At 57.4% G+C, this 21,286-nt stretch carries 25 protein-coding genes and 1 pseudogene; 8 read left to right on the top strand and 18 right to left on the bottom strand.

Going from position 1 to position 21,286, the window contains the following annotated elements:
• The 14 genes from queE to AC0IW7_RS17015 form a co-directional block, all read right to left on the bottom strand.
• Nucleotides 1-648 (bottom strand): 7-carboxy-7-deazaguanine synthase QueE, encoded by a 648-nt coding sequence (queE, locus tag AC0IW7_RS17080; protein WP_463384736.1) that lies wholly within the window; start codon nt 646-648, stop codon nt 1-3.
• A gap of 119 nt (nt 649-767) precedes the next feature.
• Nucleotides 768-1,586: a tol-pal system protein YbgF gene (ybgF, locus tag AC0IW7_RS17075; protein ID WP_122493914.1), complete on the bottom strand. Its 819-nt coding sequence runs from the start codon at nt 1,584-1,586 to the stop codon at nt 768-770.
• A gap of 6 nt (nt 1,587-1,592) precedes the next feature.
• Nucleotides 1,593-2,090 (bottom strand): peptidoglycan-associated lipoprotein Pal, encoded by a 498-nt coding sequence (gene pal / locus AC0IW7_RS17070; RefSeq protein WP_463539735.1) that lies wholly within the window; start codon nt 2,088-2,090, stop codon nt 1,593-1,595.
• Between the two features lie 52 nt (nt 2,091-2,142).
• A complete protein-coding gene (tolB, locus tag AC0IW7_RS17065; RefSeq protein WP_471819809.1) occupies nt 2,143-3,423 on the bottom strand; it encodes a Tol-Pal system beta propeller repeat protein TolB in 1,281 nt (426 codons plus the stop codon).
• 17 nt (nt 3,424-3,440) lie between these two features.
• Nucleotides 3,441-4,451 carry a cell envelope integrity protein TolA gene (gene tolA, locus AC0IW7_RS17060; protein ID WP_463383509.1) on the bottom strand — a complete coding sequence of 337 codons (1,011 nt, stop codon included), beginning with the start codon at nt 4,449-4,451 and terminating at the stop codon, nt 3,441-3,443.
• Entirely contained in the window at nt 4,451-4,903 is a 453-nt protein-coding gene (gene tolR, locus AC0IW7_RS17055; protein ID WP_122493916.1) for a protein TolR, read from the bottom strand. The genes tolA and tolR overlap by 1 nt, the downstream gene beginning before the upstream one ends.
• Before the next feature lie 42 nt (nt 4,904-4,945).
• Nucleotides 4,946-5,641: a protein TolQ gene (tolQ, locus tag AC0IW7_RS17050; RefSeq protein ID WP_122493917.1), complete on the bottom strand. Its 696-nt coding sequence runs from the start codon at nt 5,639-5,641 to the stop codon at nt 4,946-4,948.
• Nucleotides 5,642-5,643: 2 nt separating this feature from the next.
• On the bottom strand, nt 5,644-6,093 hold the full coding sequence (gene ybgC, locus AC0IW7_RS17045) for a tol-pal system-associated acyl-CoA thioesterase (RefSeq protein ID WP_463383510.1): 450 nt from the start codon (nt 6,091-6,093) through the stop codon (nt 5,644-5,646).
• Nucleotides 6,094-6,169: 76 nt separating this feature from the next.
• Nucleotides 6,170-7,219, bottom strand: coding sequence for a Holliday junction branch migration DNA helicase RuvB (ruvB, locus tag AC0IW7_RS17040; RefSeq protein ID WP_471819584.1), 1,050 nt, complete (start codon nt 7,217-7,219; stop codon nt 6,170-6,172).
• Nucleotides 7,220-7,825 (bottom strand): Holliday junction branch migration protein RuvA, encoded by a 606-nt coding sequence (gene ruvA / locus AC0IW7_RS17035; protein WP_122493920.1) that lies wholly within the window; start codon nt 7,823-7,825, stop codon nt 7,220-7,222.
• A gap of 31 nt (nt 7,826-7,856) precedes the next feature.
• Complete coding sequence (ruvC, locus tag AC0IW7_RS17030) at nt 7,857-8,381, bottom strand: crossover junction endodeoxyribonuclease RuvC (RefSeq protein WP_471819582.1); 525 nt, start codon at nt 8,379-8,381, stop codon at nt 7,857-7,859.
• Between the two features lie 192 nt (nt 8,382-8,573).
• The gene (locus AC0IW7_RS17025; protein ID WP_471819581.1) at nt 8,574-9,323 is read right to left on the bottom strand and encodes a YebC/PmpR family DNA-binding transcriptional regulator; all 750 of its coding nucleotides are present in this window, start codon (nt 9,321-9,323) and stop codon (nt 8,574-8,576) included.
• Nucleotides 9,324-9,416: 93 nt separating this feature from the next.
• Nucleotides 9,417-11,192: an aspartate--tRNA ligase gene (gene aspS / locus AC0IW7_RS17020; RefSeq protein WP_471819580.1), complete on the bottom strand. Its 1,776-nt coding sequence runs from the start codon at nt 11,190-11,192 to the stop codon at nt 9,417-9,419.
• 44 nt (nt 11,193-11,236) lie between these two features.
• Complete coding sequence (locus AC0IW7_RS17015; RefSeq protein WP_110616213.1) at nt 11,237-11,458, bottom strand: FmdB family zinc ribbon protein; 222 nt, start codon at nt 11,456-11,458, stop codon at nt 11,237-11,239.
• Between the two features lie 345 nt (nt 11,459-11,803).
• Here AC0IW7_RS17015 and AC0IW7_RS17010 point away from each other — a divergent pair, with 345 nt between their 5' ends.
• From AC0IW7_RS17010 to AC0IW7_RS16995, 4 genes and pseudogenes are all read left to right on the top strand, one after another.
• Nucleotides 11,804-12,274 carry a Dps family protein gene (locus tag AC0IW7_RS17010; protein WP_122493924.1) on the top strand — a complete coding sequence of 157 codons (471 nt, stop codon included), beginning with the start codon at nt 11,804-11,806 and terminating at the stop codon, nt 12,272-12,274.
• A gap of 113 nt (nt 12,275-12,387) precedes the next feature.
• Nucleotides 12,388-13,455, top strand: a complete 1,068-nt coding sequence (locus tag AC0IW7_RS17005; RefSeq protein WP_471819578.1) for a GGDEF domain-containing protein — start codon at nt 12,388-12,390, stop codon at nt 13,453-13,455.
• Nucleotides 13,456-13,616: 161 nt separating this feature from the next.
• Nucleotides 13,617-13,889, top strand: a pseudogene (locus tag AC0IW7_RS17000) (cold shock domain-containing protein membrane protein); the annotation flags it as partial.
• 105 nt (nt 13,890-13,994) lie between these two features.
• On the top strand, nt 13,995-14,219 hold the full coding sequence (locus tag AC0IW7_RS16995; RefSeq protein ID WP_163016622.1) for a cold-shock protein: 225 nt from the start codon (nt 13,995-13,997) through the stop codon (nt 14,217-14,219).
• Nucleotides 14,220-14,287: 68 nt separating this feature from the next.
• Here AC0IW7_RS16995 and AC0IW7_RS16990 read toward each other — a convergent pair whose 3' ends face one another.
• Together AC0IW7_RS16990 and AC0IW7_RS16985 are read right to left on the bottom strand one after the other, a co-directional pair.
• Complete coding sequence (locus AC0IW7_RS16990; protein ID WP_471819577.1) at nt 14,288-14,494, bottom strand: SlyX family protein; 207 nt, start codon at nt 14,492-14,494, stop codon at nt 14,288-14,290.
• Nucleotides 14,495-14,498: 4 nt separating this feature from the next.
• Nucleotides 14,499-14,924, bottom strand: coding sequence for an HIT domain-containing protein (locus AC0IW7_RS16985; protein ID WP_471819575.1), 426 nt, complete (start codon nt 14,922-14,924; stop codon nt 14,499-14,501).
• Nucleotides 14,925-15,726: 802 nt separating this feature from the next.
• On the opposite strand from AC0IW7_RS16985, the gene AC0IW7_RS16980 reads away from it, so the two are divergent.
• Complete coding sequence (locus tag AC0IW7_RS16980) at nt 15,727-17,007, top strand: OprD family porin (protein WP_463550290.1); 1,281 nt, start codon at nt 15,727-15,729, stop codon at nt 17,005-17,007.
• Between the two features lie 88 nt (nt 17,008-17,095).
• Here AC0IW7_RS16980 and AC0IW7_RS16975 read toward each other — a convergent pair whose 3' ends face one another.
• On the bottom strand, nt 17,096-17,503 hold the full coding sequence (locus AC0IW7_RS16975) for a PaaI family thioesterase (RefSeq protein ID WP_471819807.1): 408 nt from the start codon (nt 17,501-17,503) through the stop codon (nt 17,096-17,098).
• Nucleotides 17,504-17,617: 114 nt separating this feature from the next.
• Between AC0IW7_RS16975 and AC0IW7_RS16970 the strand changes: the two genes are divergently transcribed.
• From AC0IW7_RS16970 to AC0IW7_RS16960, 3 genes are read left to right on the top strand one after another with little or no spacing between them, the layout of a single operon-like run.
• Nucleotides 17,618-19,333 carry a proline--tRNA ligase gene (locus tag AC0IW7_RS16970; RefSeq protein ID WP_471819573.1) on the top strand — a complete coding sequence of 572 codons (1,716 nt, stop codon included), beginning with the start codon at nt 17,618-17,620 and terminating at the stop codon, nt 19,331-19,333.
• Nucleotides 19,334-19,351: 18 nt separating this feature from the next.
• Nucleotides 19,352-20,308 (top strand): hypothetical protein, encoded by a 957-nt coding sequence (locus AC0IW7_RS16965; RefSeq protein WP_471819571.1) that lies wholly within the window; start codon nt 19,352-19,354, stop codon nt 20,306-20,308.
• 7 nt (nt 20,309-20,315) lie between these two features.
• Complete coding sequence (locus AC0IW7_RS16960) at nt 20,316-20,891, top strand: lytic transglycosylase domain-containing protein (protein WP_471819569.1); 576 nt, start codon at nt 20,316-20,318, stop codon at nt 20,889-20,891.
• A gap of 117 nt (nt 20,892-21,008) precedes the next feature.
• Here AC0IW7_RS16960 and AC0IW7_RS16955 read toward each other — a convergent pair whose 3' ends face one another.
• Nucleotides 21,009-21,284 carry an acylphosphatase gene (locus tag AC0IW7_RS16955; protein ID WP_471819567.1) on the bottom strand — a complete coding sequence of 92 codons (276 nt, stop codon included), beginning with the start codon at nt 21,282-21,284 and terminating at the stop codon, nt 21,009-21,011.
• Nucleotides 21,285-21,286 lie beyond the last annotated feature (2 nt).

Below are 21,286 nucleotides of genomic sequence, written 5' to 3'. Positions count from 1 at the left end.
TCAGTGCCCCGGCTGGTCGTTCCAAAGAATTTTGTGCAGCTGCAACTGCAAACGCACCGGCAAATTGTCAGCAACGATCCAGTCGGCCAACGCACGCGCGTCTACTTGTTGATGGCTGGGCGAAAACAACACTTCACCGGCACGATTCTGCAAACCGTATTGGATGAGCTTGGAGACGGACCAGTCGTAGTCTTCACGGGAACAAATCACGAATTTGACCTGATCGTTTGCCGTCAGGAATTCGATATTCTCGTAGCGATTGCGAGCCACCTCAGCGGAGCCTGGGGTCTTCAAATCGACCACCTTGCTCACACGCGGGTCGACGGCCGACACATCGAGTGCGCCGCTGGTTTCCAGCGACACTTCGAAGCCGGCATCACACAAGCGCTCCAACAGAGGTATGCAGTTGGGCTGAGCCAACGGCTCGCCACCGGTGACACAGACGTAGCGCGGCTTGTACGCCGCGATCTGCTCAACGATGTCGTCTAGGGACATGATTTCGCCGCCGCTGAACGCGTAGGCGGTGTCGCAGTATTGGCAGCGTAACGGGCAGCCAGTCAGGCGAACGAACACAGTCGGTAAACCGGCAGTGCGCGTCTCACCCTGCAACGAGTAAAAAATCTCGGTAATGCGCAGGTTTTTTTGCATATCAGCCACGGGCGTGACGGCGAAACAGGCCATCCGCCTCCGTTGCGGGAATTGGGGCGGCGATTCTAAACAAAAAACCCGCGACAGGCGCGGGTTTTATTGAACAGAAAGTCAGGCTTTTACAAACGCTGCAAATCCCGTTGGGCCAATTGTGCGGCCGAGCTGCCGGGGTATTGCGCAATGACTTGCTGCAAGATGCCTTTGGCTTTGTCGGTATGGCCTAGACGCTGCTCAACATCGGCAAGTTTGTACAACGAATCCGGCACCTTGTTATGAGTCGGATATAGCTGGCTAACCTTGGCAAACGCCTGACCGGCGCCTTGCAAGTCGCCTTTAGTGAGGTTTACTTCGCCCAACCAATACTGCGCGTTTCCGGCGTATTGGCTCTGTGGGTATTTGCGAAGGAATGCGGCGAAAGCCTGACTGGCTTTGTCGAAGTCTTTAGCCTTGATGAGGTCGAAGGCAGCATCGTAATAGAGCTTTTCCTTCGCCGGATCACCTGGCTCTGTGCTCGCCGCAGGCTGTTGCGCCGCCGGCTGAACAGGTGCACCGCCGGCATTGATAGCCCCGGCGTTGCTGGAATCTGGAGTAGCGGCAGGAGCACCGGTGGCGCCGCCAGCTATACGTCTGTCGAGGTCTTGATAACGCTCCAGGCCTTCTTGCTTCAGGCGCTGAATTTCGTTCTGTTGCTCCTCGACCATGCCGCGCAGACGCGCGACTTCGTCTTGCATTTGTTGCAGCTGCATGAACAGCTCGCCCTGTGCCGAGGCAGGGGCCGTAACCCCTCCCCCTGCATAGGCGCCGGTCGTGCCATAACCTGCAGGTGGATAGCTGCCACCGCCATTACTGGCGTTGTCTTCTACCACCGGAACCGCAGCCCACGCCGAAAGCGGGAGGCTGAGAGTCAATATAGTCAGAGCACGACGGCACGTTCGCATGTCGAATTACTTACGCAGTTCAACGCGACGGTTTTGAGCCCAGGATTGCTCGTCGTTGCCGGTAGCAACTGGACGCTCTTCACCGTAGGAAACCAGTTCCAGCTGAGCTGGGGAAACACCTTGCAGCACGAGGTAGCGCTGAACAGCTTTGGCGCGACGCTCGCCCAGAGCCATGTTGTACTCGCGGGTGCCGCGCTCGTCGGTGTTGCCTTCCAGAACGACGCGAGCGCCGTTGCCTTTCAGGTCCTTGGCGTGAACGTCAAGGGCGCGCATGGCTTCTGGCTTCAGATCCGAGCTGTCGTATTCGAAGTAGAAGGTGGTGATAGCGCGCAGAGCAGCTTCTTCGCTCAGGCTACCGTCTACAGCGCCGTTGTTAGCGTTGTAGCCAGCGTTTGGATCAACAGCGCCTTCGCCAGCGTTGTCGCCGCCTTTGGAGGAGCAACCTACTGCTACGGCCATGGACAGAGCCAGAGCTGCGAACTTACCGAATTTCAACATTTCCATAGTAAAACTCCTAATGAACCCCAGTGTGTTAAGTAAAAGGTGTAGCGCCGCGTCAGTTCAGGAAGGGCGACCAGGATGGCTCTCGGATTTCGCCTTGCGCGGTTGGAATCGGGAGTTTTACTCGTCCATTGATGGAGGCAAGAATCAAGACTCCACGGCCCTGCTGGCGGGTGGCGTAGATTACCATGGTGCCGTTGGGCGCAACAGTAGGCGACTCATCCAGATTAGTATCTGAAAGAATGCGCAAACGGGACGTTTGAAGGTCCTGCGCCGCAACTTTGAAGTTGGTGAACCCGTCCTGACGGTGAATCATCACCAACGTCTTCTCGTCAGCAGACAGTTTAGGGTTGGCATTGTAGTTACCTACAAAGGTCACCCGGTCAACTGCACCGCCGCCAATATTCGTCTTATAGATCTGTGGTTTCCCAGCGCGATCCGAAGTGAAGTAAATAGTCTGACCGTCCTTGCCCCAGAACGGTTCGGTATCAATTGCGTAGTGATTGGTCACGCGGGTCATTTGCCGACTACCCAGATCCATCACATAAATTTCCGGGTTGCCATCACGCGACAATACGAACGCCAACTTGCTGCCATCCGGCGAGAAAGACGGCGCACCATTCAGGCCTTCGAAGTTGGTGATTTGCTCACGGCGACCGGTATCGATGTGCTGAATAAAGATGCGCGGACGCTTCTGTTCAAACGACACATAGGCGATGCGCTTGCCGTCGCTGGCGAAACGCGGCGACAGAATTGGCTCGCGCGATTGCAGCAATGTCACGGCGCGAGCGCCGTCATAGTCGGAACGCTGCAAGGTGTAACGAGTATTGGTGCCGGAGAAACGCTCGGCAGTCACATACAGCATCTGGGTAGAAAACGCGCCCTTGATGCCTGTAAGTTTTTCAAACGACTGATCCGAAACGTAGTGCGACATATCGCGAAGTTGGTCGGTAGTACCGCCAACGCTACCGGCAAATACTTGCTGCTCGGTGGCCACGTTGAACAAGGCAAACTGCACTTGCAGTCGGCCGCCGTTAGGCACGATGTTGCCAACCAGCACATATTGGGCGCCGAGTGCTTTCCAGTCGCGGAAGATCACTTCGCTAGCCTGAGTCGGCAGGCTGATCATGTTCTGACGCGGGATCGGCTCGAAAATACCGGAGTTGCGCAGGTCTTTGCCGATCAAGTCGGACATGTCTTCAGGCAACACATTGCCGCCCTGCCAGCCAAACGGAACCACGGCAATCGGGATGGCACGGTCAGAACCGGTGCCGACCACGATGTTTTTTTCCTCTGCCACTGCCAGTCCTGCAGCGCAGCAAAGGACCAGGAGCATTCCTCGAAGAAGGTTGATCACAAATCTAGATCCTCAGGTTTGAAGGTCATCTTAAATGAACGGTACGGATTAAAGTCAGTAGGACTCAGACCCTGCATTTCTACTAAACGCCCAATATTTTTCACTGCGGCTACAGCCGAGTTATCAAACGGCGCGTTACCGCTCGACTTGGCAATGCTTGCACTGGTAATTGTGCCGTCCGGCAGCATGGTGATCTGCAGAACCACGGCCATACCATTTCGGGCGCCTGGTGGACGAGTCCACACTTCCGAAGCCCGCATACGAATCAAATCGTCGAAGTTACCGGAAACCGTGTCGCCCACTTCATCAGCGGTGGTCGCCTCACGCTCGGTTGTATCCGAAAGCAGTTCTGCCAGCGCCTGCGCCTTTTTATCTTCAGCGGATTTGCGGGCTGCTTCGGCTGCTTTCTTTTTCACGGCCTCCGCTTCTTTCTTTTTAGCGTCTGCTGCTTTCTTCGCATCCGCTGCCTTTTTCTTGGCATCATCTGCAGCTTTTTTCTTCGCAGCTTCGGCGTCGGCTTTCTTCTTCGCCTCTTCCTCAGCTTTTTTCTTTTCTTCTTCGGTTTTCTTTTTCGCAATATCGGCGAGTTTCTTTTCTTCGGCCGCTTTTGCTTCAGCCGCTTTTTTCGCATCAGCCGCTTTCGCCGCTTCCGCCTCAGCCTGCTCTGCTTGTTCGGCTTTTTGAGCTTCTTCCGCTTTCTTTTGTTCCGCGGCCTTCACGGCCTGCTTTTCCTGCTCAACTTTCTTGGCTTCCAGTTGCTCGACTTCATATTGCTTGGCAGCGGTTTTCTTCGCCTCGCCGGCAATTTTTTGATTGGTCTGCGTGGTCGCCGGGCTCTTGGATTTGAGCTCGTACAGTGTGGCCTGAACAATGGGTTTAGTCGGTGGAAGCTCCGGCGTAAAAGCAAAGCTGACAAACAGCATGCCGAACAGCAGGACATGCAGCCCTACCGCCCAGATACTTGGCCAGAAATAGCCTTCCGATGAGGAGCGCTCGCGTTCCTGCATCAGGGCGCCTCGGTAATCAGGCCGACGTTACCCACGCCCGCTTGCTGCAGCCCGCCCATGGCGGCCATCACGGCACCGTAGTCGACCACTTTGTCGGCGCGGATAAACACTTGAGTCTGCTTACCCTGAGCGCGGCTCTGATTCATGATCGCAGTCACGGCAGTGGTCATTTCCGGCAGCGTCAAGGCTTTGGCCTGCTGCTTGTCGGTGTCCACTTCGCTACCCAGGTTCCAGTAGTAGGTCTTGTCGGCCTTGATCGAAATGGTCAGCACCTGAGTGTTGTTGTCTTGCGGCAAAGCGTCGCTCGACACCTTGGGCAAGTCCACCTTGACACCCTGGTTGAGCATCGGGGCAGTCACCATGAAAATCACCAGCAGCACCAACATCACGTCGATGTAGGGCACCACGTTCATTTCGGCGACTGGTTTACGTCTCTTACGAATACGTGCCATGAGTTAAAACCTTTCCATATAGCCTTCAGTAGAACCGGCGTCTTATTCGTCGCTGGTGTGCACTTTGCGGTGCAAGATGGCTTGGAATTCATCGGCGAAGGTGTAGTAGCGGCCGATCAGGGTTTCGCCGCGAGCAGCAAAACGGTTGTAGGCAATTACCGCTGGAATCGCAGCGAACAGGCCGATGGCCGTGGCGATCAAGGCTTCGGCAATACCCGGCGCTACGGTCGCCAGCGTGGCTTGTTGAGCGGAGGCCAGACCACGGAAGGAGTTCATGATGCCCCACACGGTGCCGAACAGACCGATGTACGGGCTGGTGGAACCTACGGTGGCCAGGAACGGCAAGCTCTGCTCGAGCTTTTCTTCTTCGCGGGAGATGGCAACGCGCATGGCACGGTTCACGCCGTCCATGACCGCATCCGGGTCAACGCCCGGCTGCTGACGCAAGCGCGAAAACTCTTTGAAACCGCCACGGAAAATCTGCTCCACGCCCGAATCCGGGTCCGGGTTGGCGCCGGCTTGGCGGTACAGCTTGGACAGATCGATACCCGACCAGAAACGCTCTTCGAACGATTCAAGCGAACGGCGGGCGGCACGGATCATGGTGCTGCGCTGGAAAATCATGATCCATGAGGTAACCGATGCGCCTACGAGGATCAGCATGACCAGCTGTACCACGATGCTGGCGTTGCTGATCAGGCTCCACATAGAGGTATGGTCGACGACGGTGGCTTCCACGCTTAATCTCCTGCTTTAGATGTACCCGCGTCACTCACGCCGGCAAAGGCGGTACGCAACGCTTCGGGAATGGCCCGGGGTTTCAAACTGTCGGCGCGCACACAGGCCACCAGGAACTGCCCTTCACAGAGCAGCGTTTTATCCGTAGCCCGCCGCACCTGTTGACGGAAGCGCAGGCTGGCACGGTTTAATTCGATTACGTCGGCACTCACCAGCAACTCATCGTCCAACCGCGCCGGCACGTGATAACGCGCTTCGCTGGAATGCACGACAAACAACATGTCGCCCGCCAGCTGTGACTGGGAAAAGCCCAGATCACGTAGCCGCTCGGTGCGGGCCCGCTCCATGAATTTCAGATAATTGACGTAGTAAACGATGCCGCCGGCATCGGTGTCTTCGTAGTAAACCCGACAGCGATGGGTGAACGGCTCAAGCCCATTTTGCGCGCGCATACTCTAGTGCTTACTCCCCGGGTTGCCAATTGGGCAAACCAACTGTTTTTCATCGATTTGCATCTGCAAGTTCATCTTATTCGTCCACTGCAAACAGATCGGTCTGCGGCAGATCACCCATGCGCTTGGGCACGTTGAGGCCAAAGTGCAGATAAGCATGGCGCGTCACCACACGACCGCGCGGTGTACGCATGATGTAGCCCTGCTGAATCAGGTAGGGTTCGAGCACATCTTCGATGGTGTGGCGTTCTTCACTGATGGCCGCCGCGAGACTGTCGACGCCCACCGGGCCGCCGTCGAACTTCTCGATCATGGTCAGCAGCAGACGCCGGTCCTGATGATCGAAACCATGCTCATCGACATCCAGTAAATTCAGCGCCAGATCGGCAATCGCCCGAGTGATATGGCCTTTCGCGCGCACTTCAGCGAAGTCGCGCACGCGGCGCAGTAAGCGGTTGGCAATACGCGGCGTGCCACGGGCGCGACGGGCTATTTCAAACGCGCCCTCGGGATCCAGCGGCAGGCCAAGAATGCCGGCCGAGCGCTGAACGATCGTGGCCAGGTCTGCCGTGCTGTAAAACTCGAGGCGCTGAACAATGCCGAAACGGTCACGCAGCGGATTGGTGAGCATGCCTGCGCGGGTAGTGGCGCCTACCAGGGTAAAAGGAGGCAAATCGAGTTTGATCGAGCGGGCAGCTGGCCCTTCGCCAATCATGATGTCGAGTTGGAAATCTTCCATCGCCGGATACAGCACTTCTTCAACGATGGGCGACAGGCGATGGATTTCATCGATAAACAGCACGTCGCCGGGCTCAAGGTTGGTCAGCATCGCGGCCAGATCACCAGGACGCTCCAGCACCGGGCCTGAAGTGCTCTTGATCGACACGCCCATTTCTTGGGCAATGATGTTGGCGAGTGTGGTTTTACCCAGACCGGGCGGCCCGAAGATCAAGGTGTGGTCAAGGGATTCGGCACGGCCGCGCGCCGCCTGAATAAACAGCTCCATCTGCTCACGGACTTTCGGCTGACCAATGTACTCGGCCAGGCGCAGCGGCCGAATGGCGCGGTCCAGTTGTTCATCGCGGTCACGGCCAGAAGCGGTGATCAGGCGATCGGCGTCTATCACTTAAACCATTCCTTTCAATGAACGACGGATCAATTCTTCGCTGCTCAAGCCTTCTTCCTGCACCGCCGATACCGCGCGACTGGCCTCTTGCGGCTTGAAGCCCAAGGAAATCAGGGCGCTCACGGCATCGTTCTCCGCACTTGAGACTGTGCCACCGGCACGAGGTTCAGTGACAAAAGTGGCGATGCCCGGCACGGTTTCCCAGGCTTTGAAGCGGTCTTTCAATTCCACCAGCAAGCGTTCGGCGGTCTTTTTGCCGACGCCGGGAATGCGGGTGAGCGCCGAGGTGTCTTGCGCTTGCACGCAGCGCACCAGCTCATCGACTTCCAGGCCAGACATCAGGGCCAGCGCCAATTTTGGCCCTACACCGTTGAGGCGGATCAGCTCACGAAACAGCTCGCGCTCGCGCTTCTCGGCAAAACCGAACAACAAATGAGCGTCTTCACGCACCACCAAATGGGTATGCAACGTCACCGGCTCACCCAGCGACGGCAAGCGATACAGCGTGGTCATCGGCACTTCGATTTCGTACCCCACGCCATTCACATCGACGATAAGGTGCGGCGGCTGCTTTTCCAGCAAGGTCCCGCGCAGGCGTCCAATCACAACATCAGTTCCTTAATAAAGAAGCGCAGCCTCACAGACGCAGACGCCCGCCGCGACTGCGAGCCCCGACCAAGCCGTGAGGAATCAAACTGGAGCGAGTGTGGGCATGACACAAGGCAATTGCCAGCGCGTCGGAAGCATCGATCTGCGGTTTTTGTGTCAATTTCAGTAAGTGCATCACCATCAACTGCACCTGCTGCTTGTCCGCCCCGCCCGTGCCGGCAATCGCCTGCTTCACTTGGGTCGCCGTGTACTCGGCAATTTCCAGCCCATGCTCGGCGGCGGCAACAATCGCCGCGCCCCTGGCCTGACCGAGCTTGAGTGCGGAATCGGCGTTCTTGGCCATAAACACTTTCTCGATGCCCATGGTGATCGGCCCGTAGGTTTCGATCACCTCGCGCACGCCGCGAAACACAATCTGCAACCGTTCATGCAGCTCGCCGGCACCGGTACGGATGCAGCCCGAGGCTACGTACTCACAGCCACGCCCGACGTCACGCACCACGCCATAACCGGTGATACGGGAACCGGGGTCAATGCCGAGAATAAGGGTCATAGCACCTGCGATTGGGCGAAGAGGTTAAGTGGGGGTCAGCTTAAAGGCAGACAGGGGACGCGCATAGCGACGGTTGCGGCGAGTCGCCCGCCCCGCTTCTGTAGGAGCGAGCTTGCTCGCGAAAAATTGTTGCCCGAGCGCAATGCCTGGGTTTGCAGGTTCGCTAGCAAGCTAGCTCCTACAGAGCATCGCTTACCCCACCTGCTCCATGATTTCTTCTGGAATCTGGCCGTTGAAATACACGTTTTGCACGTCGTCCAGGTCTTCGAGCATATCGATCAGCTTGAGCACTTTTTGCGCCGTTTCCAGTTCGCTCAGTTCAACGGTGATGGACGGAATCATACTGATCTCCGCTTCCTCGCCTTTGAAGCCGGCCTTTTGCAGCGCTTCGTTGACCGAGATGAAGTCGACGAAACTGGTGAACACATCAATGGAGCCATCTTCATGAGTGACCACATCGTCGGCGCCCGCTTCAAGTGCGGCTTCCATCAACGCATCTTCATCCACGCCAGGGGCGAAGCTGATCTGGCCTTTGCGGTCGAACATATACGCCACCGAACCATCGGTGCCGAGGTTGCCGCCGCACTTGGTAAAGGCGTGGCGAACCGCCGCAGCGGTGCGATTGCGGTTGTCGGTCATGGCTTCGACGATCACCGCCACACCATTGGGTGCGTAGCCCTCGTAGCTCAACTCTTCAACCTTGGTGCCGTCGTCCGCGCCAACGCCGCGGGCGATCGCGCGGTCGATGGTGTCGCGGGTCATGTTGGCGCCCAGCGCCTTGTCCACCGCGAGTCGCAAGCGCGGGTTGTCGGCCGGAATGCCGCCGCCCTGGCTGGCCGCCACGGTCAGCTCACGAATCAGCTTGGTGAAAATCTTGCCCTTTTTGGCGTCCTGACGCCCTTTACGATGCTTGATGTTGGCCCATTTGGAATGACCCGCCATAACTCGCTCCGTCCTGTCCAATAACTCACACTTGAATTGAAAACGCCCCTGTCCCGAGTGAGAGAGGGGCGCTGTAAAAGCCCAACCGAATGCTTAGTCGGCTTTGACTTGCTCGCGCAAGCGAATGTGCAGGTCACGCAACTGACGCGCGTCGACTTCGCCCGGCGCCTGCGTCATCACATCAGCGGCACTCTGGGTTTTCGGGAAGGCGATCACTTCACGAATCGACTGCGCACCGGTCATCAGCATCACCAGGCGATCGAGACCAAATGCCAGACCACCGTGGGGCGGTGCACCGAATTTCAGCGCGTCGAGCAGGAAGCCGAACTTCTCTTCTTGCTCTTCTTCGCTAATGCCCAGCACGCGGAATACCGTTTGCTGCATGGCCTTGTCGTGGATACGGATCGAACCGCCACCCAATTCAGTACCGTTCAACACCATGTCGTAAGCGCGCGACAGAGCGGCAGCCGGGTTGGCTTCCAGCTCTTCGGGAGTGCACTTGGGCGAGGTGAACGGGTGGTGCAGCGAGTTCAGGCTGCCGTCGTCGGCTTCTTCGAACATCGGGAAGTCCACCACCCACATCGGCGCCCATTCGCAGGTCAGCAGATTGAGGTCATGGCCAACTTTGATACGCAGCGCGCCAAGGGCATCGCAAACGATCTTGGTTTTGTCGGCGCCGAAGAACACGATGTCGCCATCCACAGCGCCTACGCGGTCAAGAATGACGTTGAGGTTGGCTTCCGGAATGTTTTTCACGATCGGCGATTGCAGGCCTTCAACGCCCTTAGCACGCTCGTTGACCTTGATGTAGGCCAGGCCCTTGGCGCCGTAATTGCCGACGAACTTGGTGTAATCGTCGATCTGCTTGCGCGGCATGGCGCCACCGCCAGGAACACGCAGGGCGGCGATACGGCATTTCGGGTCGTTGGCCGGACCGCTGAACACTTTGAAGTCCACGTCTTTGAGCTGATCGGCAACGTCCACCAGTTCCAGCGGAATACGCAGGTCCGGCTTGTCGGAACCGTAGCGGCTCATGGCTTCGGAGAACGGCATGTGCGGGAATTCACCGAACTCCAGGTTCAACACTTCCTTGAACAGCTGACGAATCATCTTCTCGGTGATAGCGATGATGTCGTCTTCGTCGAGGAAGCTGGTTTCGATGTCGATCTGCGTGAATTCCGGCTGACGGTCAGCACGCAGGTCTTCGTCGCGGAAGCATTTGGCGATCTGGTAGTAACGGTCGAAGCCGGCAACCATCAGCAGTTGTTTGAACAGCTGCGGAGATTGTGGCAATGCGAAGAAGCTACCGGGGTGGGTACGGCTAGGCACCAGGTAGTCACGGGCGCCTTCGGGCGTGGCGCGGGTGAGAATCGGCGTTTCCACGTCAATGAAACCGTTTTCGTCGAGGTAGCGGCGGATGCTGCTGGTCACGCGCGAGCGCAGCTTGAGCTTCTCGGCCATTTCCGGACGGCGCAAATCGATGAAGCGATAGCGCAGGCGGGTTTCTTCGCCAACGTCGGTGTATTCGTTGAGCGAGAACGGCGGGGTTTCCGCTTCGTTGAGCACTTCCAACTCGTAGCCCAGCACTTCAATGGCGCCGGAGGCCATGTTGGCGTTGTTCGCGCCGGCCGGACGCAGGCGCACTTTACCGGTGATTTTCACCACGTATTCGCTGCGCACACGGTCAGCCTTGGCGAAGGTTTCTGCGCGGTCCGGATCGAATACCACCTGGGCCAGTCCTTCACGGTCGCGGATGTCGAGGAAGATCACCCCGCCGTGATCTCGGCGGCGATGAACCCAACCGCACAGGGTGACTTCCTGACCTTCCAGGCTCTCGTTCAATTGGCCGCAATAATGGCTGCGCATCATGATGGTGGTTTCGCTTCTCGTAATTCGACTAATCGGGGTGCTGCTTAATCGGCTTTGTCGCCGCCAGCGAGGTTCTTTTTAGCGCCGGTCTTGAAATCGGTTTCGTACCAGCCGTTGCCCTTCAAACGAAAGCCCGGCATGGACAGCAACTTCTTCAACTCGGGTGCCTTGCAGGTCGGGCAATCGACCAGAGGCGAATCGCTGAATTTCTGAATGGCTTCCATCTGATGGCCACAGGAAGCGCATTGGTAATCGTAAATAGGCATTTGGCTCATCTCAGCATGCGTGACTGCAAACTCGGCCCTAGGGCTGGCCCTGGGCGCGCCGCGATTGCGCAGGGGACGCCTGCTCGCGGCAAGGTGCGGGAGTATATGACGGATCGCGCCTGGCAATAAACCCAAAAACCGTGCACGCCAGCAGCCAATAACAGTCAATTAAGCGGAAAGTCGTGCGCGAACTGAACGCGATTAACAGCGCAGGCGTCCAAGCGTGCAATGCATTTGCCCAATAGCATTTATTGACTCTCGCACCGCGACATCCCCCCTAGGGCCCATGCTAGGCTCTCGCCATCGCGTCAGCCCGTCTTCATTAGCCTGAAAAGGAGAAATGCCATGGAAATCAATATCGGAATTGCCGAACAGGACCGCGCCGCCATTGCCGAAGGCCTGTCTCGCTTGCTCGCCGACACCTACACCCTGTACCTGAAAACCCACAACTTTCATTGGAACGTCACCGGTCCAATGTTCAACACCCTGCACTTGATGTTCGAAGGCCAGTACACCGAGCTGGCATTGGCCGTTGACTCCATCGCCGAGCGCATCCGCGCCCTTGGCTTCAACGCGCCAGGCACCTACGCCGCTTACGCTCGCCTTTCCTCTATTAAAGAAGAGGAAGGCGTACCGAGCGCCGAAGACATGATCAAGCAACTGATTCAGGGCCAGGAAGCGGTCGTGCGCACCTCGCGTGGCATTTTCCCGCTATTGGACAAAGTCAGCGACGAGCCTACCGCCGACCTTCTGACCCAGCGCATGCAGATCCACGAAAAAACCGCATGGATGCTTCGCAGCCTCCTGGCAGCGTGATCCAATCCCGCAAAAAACAGCAAAGGCCCGGCGCAAAACCGGGCCTTTTGCTAGGCGCAAGCTGTGTGGCTGCTCTATGCTCTGGCAATCAATAGTTTGAACTTGTACGACGCATGAGCCAGCCGCCGAAATCGCCCAGCATTCTCAGTCTCTACCCAGAGGAGACCCGCGAGGCAGCGGACCTGTTAAAGCAAGCCGTCCCTCTCATGGTGCGCCACGATATTCCGCCCAACCCGATGCATTACGCGCTTTGGTACACGTACAGCAAAGGCAAGGAACCAGAGCTCAATCGTCGCCTCGACAAAGCCGTCAAAGATTTCGATAGCTTCCCGCCAGAAACCGCGGCGAAGCTGTTTCGCGACTTTATTATTCGTGGCGAGTTAGAAGAGGCGCGTGCCGGCCAGCAGCAAGTTATCGAGTTGGTCGATGACATCGAAGGCGGCGTCTCGCAAAGCGTCAGCACCAGCAAAGCCTATCAAGACAGCCTCAACCACGGCCTAAGCGCCTTGCAGGAACCGCTGATCGACGACCTGCCCAGCGTGCTCAACGACCTGCAACAAAGCACCCAGCTTATGCAGGACCAGCAAGAAAAATTCCTCTACCGCCTGCGCAGCGCCCAAGAAGAAATTTCGCACCTGCGCGGCCAGCTCGAACGTGCCCATATGGCCGCGACGCTCGACAGCCTGACCAACGTTTTCAACCGCCACGCTTTTACCCGCTTGCTCGAGCAGACACTGAGCAACGGCCATCAAGGCGTCGCGCTGGTCATGCTGGACATCGATCATTTCAAACACTTCAACGACCAGTACGGCCATCCACTCGGCGACCGCGTGCTTCAGCACGTCGGCCAACTGCTACGTGAGCTGTTGCCGCCGCGGGCAATGGCGGCGCGGTATGGCGGTGAAGAGTTCTGCGTGATCATGCGCGAATGCCCGGACCTGGAAACTGCCCACGCGTTTTCGGAACAATTACGCGTGAAAATTCAGGCGCTGCGAGTGAAAGTCCGCCGCACTGACGAGATCCTCGACACCATCACCGCCTCGTTCGGTTTCGCTCTGGCGGAGGCCGGCGACAACCTCGAAAGTTTGCTCACCCGAGCCGATGACGCCCTGTATCAAGCGAAACGCAGCGGCCGCAATCAAGTTCACCCCCACCTGCCCGAGCCAGCGCTAAGCGCTTGATTTGAGTAGCCCTCCGCTTTGCTGTTAAATACCCCCCGTGTTGCCGCTTGGCGCGGCGCATAGGCGGATGGAACGCGTGTCGAGAGCCGATTTTCAGTTACGGCAACCCGTGCTCCACCCCGCTCTTCTGCTGAATATCCTTATAAGTGAGCTCATTGCACATGCTGAAAATCGTCCACCTGCTTGTAGGAGTTGCCGCACTACTCCTGTCTTTTGCTCCTAGTCTCCATGCCGACAGCCTTCCTTACCTGCAACAGCCCGATGCCATTTACCTCGCTCTGTTTGGTTTGATCAACCTGTTGCTGGCCCCTCTTTTCCCAATCTGGCACATGGGCGCACGCCAACAAGTTCAAGGCCTGGTCAGCGCATTGTTGGTGCTGGCCGTTGTGCTGCAAGTGCTGATTTTGCTGGCCCCGCTTCCGGTCATCGGCGGCCAACCAGCCGTATTGCTGAGCCTGCTCACCGTGCTGCTCGCTGTGGTCTTGCACTTGTGCGCAAACCTGCGAATGAAAGGTCGCAGTAAAGCAGTTGCGCAAGACCTGGGTGACCGCGAAACCGGCACCGTGAAGTGGTTCAACACCTCGAAAGGCTTCGGCTTTATCTCCCGCGACAGCGGCGACGATATCTTCGTGCACTTCCGCGCCATTCGTGGCGAAGGCCACCGCGTGCTGGTCGAAGGACAACGCGTTGAGTTCTCGGTCATGCAGCGCGACAAAGGCCTGCAAGCAGAAGACGTGATCGCAGCCCTTCCGCTACGTCGCTAAGCGCTGGCTACACTCACAAAAAAACCCGCCGCTGGCGGGTTTTTTTATACCTGTCGAAAAGCCTTCTATTAATAGTGCGGCGGCGGTGCTTCGTGTTCGCTCATGCCAAAGCCGCTCTGCATATCTTCCTGGCGCTTGGCCAGCGCGGCGATCTGCAGGCTAAGGCGCTCAATGATTCGCTGCTGACTTACCAGCTCGTCGTTCAGCGTCTGAATCGTGTCGTCCTGAAAGGCCAACCGGGTTTCCAGTTCCATCAAACGGGTTTCCAAGCTCATCGCCCTACTCCTCGGCAAACACGAAACCACCGCCCAATACCAAGCGCAGTTTTGCCCGGATCGCGGCAACCTGTTCGGCGCCGTAGGCTTGCGCTGGAAACTTGCCCCACACCGGCGCCGGCCACGCGGCATCGCTGCGCCGACGGACGATCACGTGCATGTGCAACTGACTGACAACGTTGCCGAGCGTGGCGACGTTCATTTTGTCGGCGGCGAAGGTGTCCTTCAAAAGCTCCGTCAGCGTGACCGTTTCGTGCCACAGCTGCTGCTGTTCGTCACCACTGAGTTGGAACAACTCGCTCACTTCATCGCGACGCGGAACCAGGATGAACCACGGGTAATGGACGTCATTCATTAACAATAAACGGCACAACGGAAAGTCGCCGATCAGCAGGGTGTCGTTCTGCAAACGTGAATCCAGGGCGAACATACACAGACTCCTACTTATATATAGGTACAACGATGCCAAGCGCTGCGACCAAGCCGACCGCGCGATACGCAAGGATACCTGCTTAGCTGATCATTCGCCCCACTACCCCGGGGCAAGTTCACAACGGCGAACGACCCTGCGACGCGTCTATCGCCCGCCAGTATGAGCCGCACCAAAACGGCGCCAGCTCCGAGCGCGAGCCGCTCGACCATGCACCGCCGCTGTGCACACTTTGTTACCCAAGCGCCGCAAGCCCCACTTTTTCAGCGTTACTGCCACCGCCAGTAACGGTTGGCCGCAGCCCGCCGCGCCACCCAAGCGCAGCGGCAAACCCCGCTTCTGTTGTGCTTTGCTCAACGCAACGCTCAGAAAATCACACATTACGAAATTTTCACGACCGTTTCGGCGTTTGTGCACGCTAATTGCTTTATCCCAAACCAAGATCAATGAGCACATACGCCCAACAGCGTTTGTGTACCTTGCTTGGAACAACAGTTAACCCTACGGACAGGAATTAACCGTTGGTCTTTAAAAGGGATTAATGAGAGTGGTTTTTATCGACTCGTTAATCATCAGAAGTCACGGAAAAAGTAATCGCTAGGATGCAAGCGTAAAACTACGAATTTGCGACATGCCACATAAGCTTTTGCGACATTGTCGTAAAGAATTTGTAGGGTCTCTGCACTATCTGTCGCCAACAATGTCGCCGTGCTATAACTTAGCGCCGACACAAAAAGAAAGAGCTAGCCCATACAACAAATAAGATGGGCAGCGCAACTTCTAAACCAAAGGAGCAATCACGATGCAAGTGATGAAGTGGAGCTTAATCGCCCTCGCAGTAGCGGGCAGCACCCAACTGGCAGTAGCCAGCGAACAGTCCGATTCGAAGGGCTTCGTAGAAGACAGCAGCCTGGATGTTCTGGCTCGCAACCTCTACTTCTCCCGTGACTTCCGTAACGTACCTAACACTTCGCAAAGCCGTGTTGAAGAATGGGGCCAAGGCTTCATCGGTACTTTCGAGTCCGGTTTCACCCAAGGCACTGTAGGCTTCGGCGTTGATGCAATCGGCCTGGCCGGCATCAAACTGGACAGCGGCCGCGGCCGTGCAGGCACTGGTCTGTTCCCTGAAGACTCCGACGGTCGTTCGGAAGACAGCTATGGCGAATCGACCGGCGCAGTCAAAATGCGCATCTCTAACACCACCCTGAAATACGGCGGCCAGTTCACCACCATGCCGGTTTTCGCAACTGACGATAGCCGTCTGCTGCCAGAAACCGCCGTAGGCTTCTTGGTAACTAGCAACGAAATCGAAGGTCTCGCCCTGAACGCGGGTCACTTCACCGCTATCAACGCTCAATCGCAAACTGGCCATGACAGCATCGGCGGCCTGACCGAAGCAAACGTGATCGGCGGTACTTACACCTTCTCCGATACGCTTTCGACTACCTTGTACTACTCGAAAGTTGAAGACTATTTCAAGAAGATCTATGCCAACGTCAACTGGACCCTGCCTATTACTGAAGGCCAGGCATTCGGTCTCGACGTCAACGCCTACAAGGTCGACAGCACCGGCAAGGGTCTGGCCGACGCTGACAACACCAACGGCAGCGGCGACATCGACAACCTGACTTACAGCTTCGCAGCCTCCTACAGCATCGACGCTCACAAGTTCACCGTTAGCTTCCAGGACGTGACTGGTGACGGCGATTATGCGTACGGCATCGACGGCGGCGGTACCGTTTACCTGAACAACTCGATCGCTCGTTCCGACTTCAACACTGAAGACGAAAAATCGTACGGCGTTCGTTATGACCTGGACTTCGCCACCCTCGGCGTTCCTGGCCTGTCGTTCATGACTCGCTACGTAACCGGTAAAGGCGCGAACGTTGAGTCGACCGACAACGGGAAAGAGTGGGAACGCGATATCGAAGCTAAATACGTCCTGCAAGACGGTCCAGCTAAAGATCTGAGCCTGCGTATTCGTCAAGCTACCTACCGTTCGAGCGACGCCGTGTACCTGCGTTCTTCGCCTTCGATCGACGAACTGCGCCTGATCGTCGAATACCCACTGAGCATTCTGTAATCCAGAACTCAGCAGGTAATTCGATATAAAAAAAGCCCGGCATTAGCCGGGCTTTTTTTCGTCTGTAAGTTGGTACGGTTTAACTAACTTACAACGGAAGTGCATAGGTTCCCGTTACATGAGCCACTAGATTGTCATCATCTCCCGCCGAATATAAAGACACTTCACACACGGCTTGACGACGACTTAGTTTAAGTATTTGCGCATGGGCGATTAAGTCGACCGGCTTTGGTTTCGCCAGAAAGTTGATGTTCAAGTTCGCGGTCACCGCCATCTCGACCTTGCCGAGGCGCCCTAGCACCACGGCGTACATCGCGGCGTCGGCAAGCGCCATGATCGTCGGCCCAGAAATGGTGCCGCCCGGGCGCACCAATTTGGCCTGGAACGGCACGCGGGCGTAGGCATTATTGGCGTCCAGTTGGTCGATGCACAGGGCAATATCCTCGGCCATCGGCACGCCAAAACGGATCAAGGCTTGTACTTGTTCAGCAGTCAAAGCGGACACTGGAAACCCCTTACATTGCGATGGCCTGAATCCTGTACGCGGCAGTACAGGCCCCGTACAATGCCGAGCACTTCCTTGCCTTCGCAACTGATATAACGGCCAAACATGCGTACCAGTCAGTATTTGCTCTCGACCCTCAAAGAAAACCCAACCGACGCCGTCGTGGTCAGCCACCAGCTTATGCTGCGTGCCGGCATGATCCGCAAACTGGCCTCTGGCCTGTACACCTGGCTGCCGATGGGCCTGCGTGTTTTGCGCAAAGTTGAAACTGTCGTTCGTGAAGAAATGAACGCGGCCGGTGCGCTCGAAGTGTTGATGCCCGCCATTCAACCTGCCGAGTTGTGGCAAGAATCCGGGCGTTGGGAACAATACGGCCCTGAACTGCTGCGTTTGAAAGACCGCCACGCGCGTGATTTCTGCGTGGGTCCGACGCATGAAGAAGTCATCACCGATCTGATGCGCAACGAGCTGAGCAGCTATAAACAGTTGCCTATCAACCTGTACCAGATCCAAACCAAATTCCGCGATGAAATCCGCCCACGCTTCGGTTTGATGCGCGGCCGCGAATTCACCATGAAAGACGCCTACTCGTTCCATATCGACCAGGCCTCCCTGCAACAAACCTACGACCGCATGCACCAGGCGTACTGCAATGTGTTCAGCCGCCTGGGCCTGAACTTCCGCCCTGTGCAAGCCGACACCGGCTCCATTGGCGGCACCGGCTCGCACGAATTCCATGTGCTGGCTGAATCGGGTGAAGACGATATCGCCTTCAGCAACGTGTCCGACTACGCCGCCAATATCGAGAAAGCCGAAGCCATCCCGCGTGAAACTTCTCGCGGCGCCGCGACCGAGGAAATGCGTCTGGTCGACACGCCAAACGCAAAGACCATTGCCGAGCTGGTAGAAGGCTTCAACCTGCCCATCGAAAAAACCATCAAGACCTTGGTCGTGCATGGTGCCGAAGAAGGCAAGTTGGTGGCGCTGATCGTTCGTGGCGACCACGAGTTGAACGAAATCAAGGCCGCCAATCTTGAGCAGGTTGCCAGCCCGCTGGAATTCGCCACCGAAGCAGAATTGCGCAACGCCATCGGCGCTGGCGCCGGTTCCCTCGGCCCGCTGAACTTGCCGCTGCGTTGCGTGATCGACCGTTCGGTTGCCCTGATGAGCGACTTCGCCATCGGCGCCAACATTGATGACAAGCACTACTTCGGCGTGAACTGGGAGCGCGACTTGCCGCTGCCGGAAATCGCTGACCTGCGCAACGTCGTTGCCGGTGACCCAAGCCCAGACGGCCAAGGCACGCTGGAAATCAAACGCGGCATCGAAGTCGGGCACATCTTCCAGCTCGGCAGCAAATACAGCGAAGCCATGAACTGCACCGTGATGGGTGAGAACGGCAAACCCGCCATTCTGACCATGGGTTGCTACGGCATCGGTGTGTCGCGCGTGGTGGCGGCTGCCATCGAGCAGAACAACGACGAGCGCGGCATTCTGTGGAGCGACGCCCTGGCGCCCTTCCAGATCGCGCTGGTACCGCTGCGCTACGAAAACGAAGACGTGCGCGCCGCCACCGACAAGCTGTACGCCGAGCTCACCGCTGCCGGCTTCGAAGTGCTGTTGGATGACCGTGACAAGAAAACCAGCCCCGGCATCAAGTTTGCCGACATGGAATTGATCGGCATCCCGCACCGCATCGTGGTCAGCGACCGTGGTCTGGCCGAAGGCAATCTGGAATACAAAAACCGTCGGGAAACCGAGGCGCAAGCCATTCCGGTTGCTGAGGTGTTGTCCTTTATCCAGGCCCGTACCGGTCGTTGAGTGTTAACCAGAGCTCCCATGTTCAAGCCACGTTCCATTAGCCTCATCGGCGCCGCGTTGTGCGGCGCCTTGCTGCTCAGCGGCTGCGCCAATCACATGTCGCAGCGGGCTGAGCGCGAGGACCGCGCTGAGCGCAAATTGCTCAACCACAGCCTGCAGATCGACGTCGGGCAACCTGACGTGCTCGAACTGCCGCAACGGCGCGTGCGCATTCAGGACCAGAAAACCTTCGAGGTCACTAAATTCGAAGTCACCCGCATCTACGACCGCTACACCCCTTACCAGGCATGGCGCGAGCTGTACGAAGTGCCGCTGGGCGTAGTGGCGGTGGTGGCCGGCGTGGGCGCCAACGTGGTGAATGTGGTGTTGCTCGGCAACGTCCCGGAAACAGCGACCAAAGGCTGGATCGACTACGGCTTTGCGGGTCTCAATCCGTTTATGAACGTGCAGTCCAACGGACGCTCCGAGCAAAACCTGGCGCGCATCAACGAACTGCAGAAAGACAAACTTACCGAGTATTCCAGCCTGCCCTGGGCTGAACGTCCGGTGATGATCAAAGCAGGCCCGCAAACCCACGAATTGAGCACCGACCGCAACGGCGTGCTGCGCCTTAACCTGCTCGACGGGCCGTTTGCCGAACAGGATGTCAGCCGCGTCGGCAAAATCGTGCTGAGCGTGGAAGACGATCAAGACCACACCCGCGCCGACGCCACTCTGCAAGTCAGCCGCACACTGCGCGGCAAGTTGCTGGAAGCGCACGCGCTGATTTACGACGATCTGGAAGACGACGAAGTGGCGCAGTGGGTTCACCGGGTCAAGCGCCTGTCTGACCTGGGCTTGGAAGAAGAAGCCAACGAGTTGGAACAAAGCCTGATTGAACTGACCCGCAACGACCCCGAGTTGCAGCAGGAATTTCTCACCTCGCTGCGCAAGGATGCCGGCCGCCTCGTGGCCGATCCCGGCGCCAACAACTGAGCCTGGCATGACCGCGTGCTTGCGCCTGGCGCTGTGCTGCCTGTTACTACTCACCCTGCCCCTGAGCGCAAATGTGCGCCAGGCACCGGAACCGGAGTTGCGCGACTTGCTGCAACGCACGGTGTCCGAGGCGGACAGCTTTGTTGATCGCTACGACGCCGAAGTCTGGCTGCTCGACATGTCTACACGGCTAAGCCGCTACATGCCCGACGCTGAAGAGCGCCTGACGCTGCTCAAACAGGTGCACCACGAAGCCAGCAAAGCCGGGCTGAAACCGGAGTTGGTCATGGCGCTGATTCACGCCGAGAGCCGCTTCAATCGCTTCGCCATTTCTTCAGTCGGCGCCCAGGGCATGATGCAGGTGATGACCTTCTGGAAGGCCGAACTGGGCCGCGAGCAAGACAACCTCACCGACAACGCCACCAACTTGCGCTACGGCTGCACCATCCTCAGCTACTACCTGAAGAAAGAAAAAGGCGACCTGAACCGCGCCCTCGCCCGCTACAACGGCAGCCTCGGCAAAACCACGTATTCAGGAAAGGTGGTCGGTTATTGGCAGGATTATTGGTATGTGAAACCGTAGGTCATGCGTTCACTGTAGGAGCCAGCTTGCTGGCGAAGCGTGCAAATGAATGTCGGGACCGGTGTTTCCAGGGTTCGCCAGCAAGCTGGCTCCTACACAGATTCGATCCCGTCGATTTCACCCACGAACCACAAACCCCGCAATCCCCTGCAGCGGATGTTCCTGCAACTCCACCGCTGTCACCTTGGCCTTTTTCGGCCCGGTTTCAAGCCAAGTAGCCAATTCCCGCACCGCCTCTTCCTCGCCTTCTACCAATACTTCAACCCGGCCATCGGCCAAATTGCGTACCCAACCATCAAGGTCTAATCGAGTGGCTTCAGTCTCGGTGCTTTGACGAAAGAAAACGCCCTGCACCTTGCCACTGACATAGCCATGCAAACAGATTCGAGCCATTG

This window comes from Pseudomonas sp. AC229 (genome assembly GCF_979254655.1).
This window is presented reverse-complemented; position numbering and strand designations above follow the sequence as displayed.